This is a genomic window from Kitasatospora sp. NPDC091257 (assembly GCF_044757675.1).
Lineage (GTDB): Bacteria > Actinomycetota > Actinomycetes > Streptomycetales > Streptomycetaceae > Kitasatospora > Kitasatospora lactacystinica.
This window is the reverse complement of sequence record NZ_JBIVVI010001411.1, coordinates 1-2,097: the sequence shown is the minus strand read 5'-3', so window position 1 is coordinate 2,097 and position 2,097 is coordinate 1. Positions and strand designations below refer to the sequence as shown.

Annotated in this window: 1 protein-coding gene and 1 pseudogene; one reads left to right on the top strand and one right to left on the bottom strand. The window is 73.8% G+C overall.

The window, feature by feature from the left end; all coding sequences use genetic code 11:
- On the bottom strand, positions 1-709 hold a 709-nt coding region (locus ACIQOV_RS38815), incomplete at its 3' end, for an NAD-dependent epimerase/dehydratase family protein (RefSeq protein WP_401055534.1).
- A 246-nt stretch (positions 710-955) separates the two neighbouring features.
- Here ACIQOV_RS38815 and ACIQOV_RS38810 point away from each other — a divergent pair.
- Positions 956-2,097, top strand: a pseudogene (locus ACIQOV_RS38810) (hypothetical protein); the annotation flags it as partial.

Sequence of the window (2,097 nt, the reverse complement as noted above, 5' to 3'; positions counted from 1 at the left end):
GGCCGAGCCGGGCCTGCAGGGACAGCCACGGGACCATCCAGGAGTGGCTGCCCGGCTTGGGGATCTGCGGCTCCCCGTACACCGAGAAGTACCGGACGATCGCGTGCTCGCACCCCGACGACGCCCCGAGCAGCAGCCGGGTCTGGTGCTCCGCCCACAGCTTGCCGTTCGCGTACACCGACAGCGGGAACAGCGGCTGGTCCTCGTGGAACACGTGCGGGCCGGCCGAGTCGGCGGGGCCGTCGCCGTACACGGACGCGGACGAGACCAGCACCAGGCGGCGGATCCGCGCCCGGGCCGCCTCCTCCAGGACGACCTGGGTGCCCTGCACATTGGCCCGGAAGGCGATTTCGGGATTCCGGGTGCAGGCGGCCACGTCCGCGTAGGCGGCGGCGTGGACCACGAAGTCGGCCTCCCGGAGCAGCCCGGCGACCGCGTCCCGGTCGCACACGTCGCCGACGACGAGCCGGGCCCCACTCCTCTCCACCCCGAAGACCGCGTGGCCGGACTCGGGGTAGGCGTCCATCCGGTCCAGGACGGCGACCTCGGCACCGGCCCGGCACAGCAGGGCGCTGAGCCGGCTGCCCACCAGGCCCCCACCCCCCGTCACGACGACGCGGGCGTCGCGCAGTTTCTCCAGCCGGGCCTCGACGCTCTCGCCCCCGTCGGCTCCGGCTTCGTTCGATGGCGCGTGCGATCCAGCGGACATGTGTGTCCCTTTCCGTGGAGACGGCGAACTCGGATGCGCGCTCACACACAGCCACAGGCTTCACACGGAAGGTGGCGTGCCAGCCCAGCATCCGTGGATCTCCAACCGCTCCGCCAGTGCGAATTCGGCACTCTTGCCAGCCCTCGGCGCGATCCGTACTGTCCGGAACCGGTGGCACCCGCAGTAGCCGATCGCTCCAGTGGATCCACCAAGTCCCTTACGCCCCACCAGAGACAGGGAAATGAGATGACGCTCCATCAGCTCAGTGGGGTGGTCATGACCCACCCGAAGCGCCGGCGGGCCGCCGAGCGGATGGCCCTGGCGGCGCCCCCGGGCACGCTGCGCGTCGTCATGGACCCGGACCCCACCGGCACCCCCTCGGTGCTGCGCACGGCGCTCGCCGCCTGGGAGGCCGTCGAGGACGGCGCAACCCACCAACTGGTCGTCCAGGACGACATGCTGTTGTCCGAAACGTTCTTCGAACGGGTCCGCCTCGCCGTCGACGCGATGCCGGACGCGGCACTGGCCCTGTTCGCCCTGTGGGACTCCCGCAACGGGGCCGCGGCCCGCTTCGGCGCCATGGCCGGCGCCCGCTGGATCGGCGCGGTCAACGAGTACTTCCCGTGCGTCGCGATCGTGCTCCCCCGGGCCGTCGCCGAAGGCTTCGTCCGCTACGGCCGCGAGCGCCTCGGCGGCTGGCCCGACGACATCCTGATGCACCGCTACCTCCGGGACGCCGGCGTCCCCCGCTACGTCTCCGTCCCCAACCTCGCCGAGCACCAGGACCGCGGCTCGATCTCGGGCAACGCCTTCCGGGGGCCGCGCCGTTCGGTCTGCTTCCTGCCCGGCGACCGGCCCGGCGACGAGGGGAACCGGCTGACCGGCCTGACGGTCCTGCCGTTCCTCAAGTACGGCGTCGCCCGCTGCGCGGTACGGGTCACCGGGCCGGGCCCCGAACGCTGGCTGCACCTGGACTGCGAGCAGTACCTGCACGGCCTCGGCCTGCCCCGCACGCTGTTCGCGCCGCCCGGGCCGGAGCCGGACGCGCCGGACGTCCGCGGGACCTGGCTCACGGCCCTCGCCATGGGCCACGAGGCCGCCCGCCTCGGCCTGGACGTCGACGGCTCCGCGCCGGCGGTACGGGCCGAGGTGTACGCCGAGGCGATCGCGACGATCGGACCCGGCGGCATCAGCAACACCAGCACCGAGGAACACCTCGCCGAACGCCGCGAGGCCCTGGCCGCCGTGGCACGACGCGCGCTGGCCGCCGGACACGAGGCCGCCGACCGCCCGGCCCCCCGCCGGCCCCGGCGGCCCGCCGGCCTCACCCTGCGCGGCGGCGCCACACCGCTCGGCGAGCACCTCGCACGCAGACTGGCCGACCTCAC